This is a genomic window from Actinosynnema sp. (genome assembly GCF_052038725.1).
This window is the reverse complement of record NZ_JBQGCX010000603.1, coordinates 1-2,661: the sequence shown is the minus strand read 5'-3', so window position 1 is coordinate 2,661 and position 2,661 is coordinate 1. Positions and strand designations below refer to the sequence as shown.

Below are 2,661 nucleotides of genomic sequence, written 5' to 3'. Positions count from 1 at the left end.
GTCGAACCCGCCGTCTTCGTACTTGACGAGCACACCGCTCCCGAAGGAGCCTACGCTGGTGACCACCCGCGCCCGTGGTTGTCCTTTCGGGAACCACTGGTCACCCGCGCGTAGCTCATCTGCCCGAACAGTCTGCCGTCGCATATCGCCCATGTTGGCTATTCAACCAGCTCAGGAAGGCTGTCGCCCTCCCTGCGCCAGCGGTAGCCCTCCATGTCGGTGAATTCGATCACCACAATGTGCTCATGTTTTGAAAGTATTGCGTAAGGCATACCAAAAGTGAGATCGAAAAGCCTTCTTTCGCCTGGCGGTAGGACCATCCAAGAACTTTCTTCTGACTGACTCAGTGGAGTAGGTAGCTTTGGAAGACTTTTCACTTCTGTGATCTTTACGTCGATCATTGCTGAATTGCTGTTGTTGATCACGTGAAAGCGCAATATGCTGCCATTGGTCGACGCGTGTCGGCCATAAACGAACATGGCCTCGACGCGTCGTCGTCGCTGTTCTCGTGCCTCGTTCGCGCGGGCACCCTTTTCGGCGATTTTGGCGGCGTTTTGGGCCCCCGTCTTGGCGATCCACAGCGCCACGAAAGCGGCCGCGAAGCCCGCGATCGCACCTGCCCACTGCCCTGCCGCCCCCCACCAGTCCGCGCTCTGGTCGGTGAACCACTCGAACACCGCCCGCACCTGCGGGTTGAACACCACGACCGGGGTGGCGAGCGCGAGGATGCTGAACGCTCCCCAGCGCAGGTACGTCACGTACGAGGGCAGTTCCAAGTCCGGCTGCATCATGGCGGTCAACCCCGCTTCTCGGTGTGCCGCTGCTGTCCAGCCTCGGTCAGTTGCGCAGCCGTGCCGCGCCCACCGGGGACATGGACCAGGCCCTGCTCGACGAGCCAGTTGACCGCGCCTGCCATCCGGCCAGGGGTGGAGACCTCGGCGGTGATGGCCCACCTCGGGGTGTCGCTGGCAGTCCTGGTGACCTGGCCGTGGGCGACGGCGTCGAGCATGGCGCGCCTCAGCGGCGACAGGGGACCGCCGGGTGCCGCTGCGGGCCCGCCGCGTCGGTTGCCGCCGCGGGTGTGGTTGCCGGCTCCCGGTCGGTCGGCGTGGGCGGCGCGGACCTTGGCGGCGGGGTAGAGGCTGGAGCCGCCACGTCCGGGTTCGCGGCCCACGGCCTCGACGCCCCAGCGGCGCATCTGGTGGCGGACGCCGTCGACCTTGATGCCCAACTCCTGGGCGACTTGGTCGCGGGTCCACAGCTCTTCGGGCACTGACGTTCCTCTCGACGGTGTGCGTGCCCTGTGTACCACGGTGGTGCACGATGCGGGCGAAGGAAGTGGGGCCCGGCCTGGCCGGGCCCCACCGGGTGTCAGGCCGTGAGCGCCTTGGCGGTCCGGGGCAGCGCCAGGTCCTTCGCCCACACCACCTCGGCGGCCCGCGTGCGCAGGGCGACCTCGGCGACCTTCGCGGCCTTCGCGCGGTCCGCCGGGTCGATCTTGGCGCGGGCCGGGTCCATCGCGCTGTCCATGTCGTAGGTGGTCTGCACCGCGTGGTCGACCGCGTCGGCCAGGGCCGGGCACAGCAGCGCGAGGGCGGCGTGCGGCTCGCTCACGGCGCTGCGGGTGACCAGGGTGGCGGCCAGCGCGGTGTCGAGGGCGTCCTGGGAGGCGCCCCGTGCCCGTAGGGCCTCCAGGTCCCACATCGCGGCGCGGTGGTCGGAGATGACCCGGATGAAGGTGGCGACCGCGGCCGTGACGTCCTGGCGGTACTGGTACAGCCGGGCCTAGTAGTCCGAGCGGCCCTTGAGGGTGGAGGCCACCCAGCCGCCGAACAGGGCGGTGAGCAGCGGGGCGATGACCGGGAGCAGCGCGTTCAGCATGTCACTAATGTGCACCATCGTGGTGCATGATACAAGGCATACTTACATCTTGACTCCTGTGGTCTAGCTGGAAAATTAGTCGTGCATCACGCACCACCGTGGTGCATGATTTAACGTGTCGCCCTTGACGAGGAGGTACCGGATGACCCCAGCCAGATGGACCGGCTCGCCGACATGGCCACGGACTACCGGGGCATGGCGGGCTGGACGTTCGTCCACGCCGAGCGGCCGGACGGCCTGGTCGAGGTCGCCGAGACCGAGCCCGACGGGAACTGGCAGGCCGACCCGGCCAGCACCCTGGCCGCCGAGGCCGCCCTCGACCGACAGGACCCGACCACCGCCCGCGAGCAACTGGCCGCCGCGGTCCGCGCCGACAAGACCCTGCTGCGGCGGTTCGTCCGGGACCTCTGTCCCCAGCGGCAGCGGCGCCGGGCCACCGCCCGCTGAACGCAGAGGGCCCCGCCACCTCCGGGTGGCGGGGCCCTTTCGCTCCGGCACCGTGGGGTGTTGGGCCGCTTGGTCGAACGGAGACCCGGCGGGCTACCGGTCCATCGTGGGGTTGGGGTCGATGACGTCGCTGGAGGACGGGCTGCTGTCCGGCCACGACAGGTCGTGGTGCCGGTGGTGGCCGTCGTGGTCGTGGGCGCGCAGGCACCGCAGGATGGGGCCTTCCGGGAGGAGGTAGCAGGTCTGGCAGGCACCGCGCTGTGCCATCCAGGGGATGATCCTGGGCATCAGCTGGCCCTCCCGTAGTCGATCGCGAGCACGACGGCGGCGGCG

At 68.6% G+C, this 2,661-nt stretch carries 5 protein-coding genes; 1 reads left to right on the top strand and 4 read right to left on the bottom strand.

All coding sequences use genetic code 11. The features are described 5' to 3' along the window. Window positions 1-158 precede the first annotated feature (158 nt). From ACTUAL_RS12705 to ACTUAL_RS12695, 3 genes are all read right to left on the bottom strand, one after another. A complete protein-coding gene (locus ACTUAL_RS12705) occupies window positions 159-791 on the bottom strand; it encodes a hypothetical protein (RefSeq protein WP_440900380.1) in 633 nt (210 codons plus the stop codon). A gap of 5 nt (window positions 792-796) precedes the next feature. Then, complete coding sequence (locus tag ACTUAL_RS12700) at window positions 797-1,273, bottom strand: hypothetical protein (protein ID WP_440900379.1); 477 nt, start codon at window positions 1,271-1,273, stop codon at window positions 797-799. A 98-nt stretch (window positions 1,274-1,371) separates the two neighbouring features. Then, complete coding sequence (locus tag ACTUAL_RS12695; protein ID WP_440900378.1) at window positions 1,372-1,704, bottom strand: hypothetical protein; 333 nt, start codon at window positions 1,702-1,704, stop codon at window positions 1,372-1,374. 333 nt (window positions 1,705-2,037) lie between these two features. On the opposite strand from ACTUAL_RS12695, the gene ACTUAL_RS12690 reads away from it, so the two are divergent. After that, entirely contained in the window at window positions 2,038-2,328 is a 291-nt protein-coding gene (locus ACTUAL_RS12690) for a hypothetical protein (protein ID WP_440900377.1), read from the top strand. 93 nt (window positions 2,329-2,421) lie between these two features. Here the strand turns inward: ACTUAL_RS12690 and ACTUAL_RS12685 are convergent, their stop codons facing one another. Continuing rightward, the gene (locus ACTUAL_RS12685) at window positions 2,422-2,595 is read right to left on the bottom strand and encodes a hypothetical protein (RefSeq protein ID WP_440900376.1); all 174 of its coding nucleotides are present in this window, start codon (window positions 2,593-2,595) and stop codon (window positions 2,422-2,424) included. Window positions 2,596-2,661 lie beyond the last annotated feature (66 nt).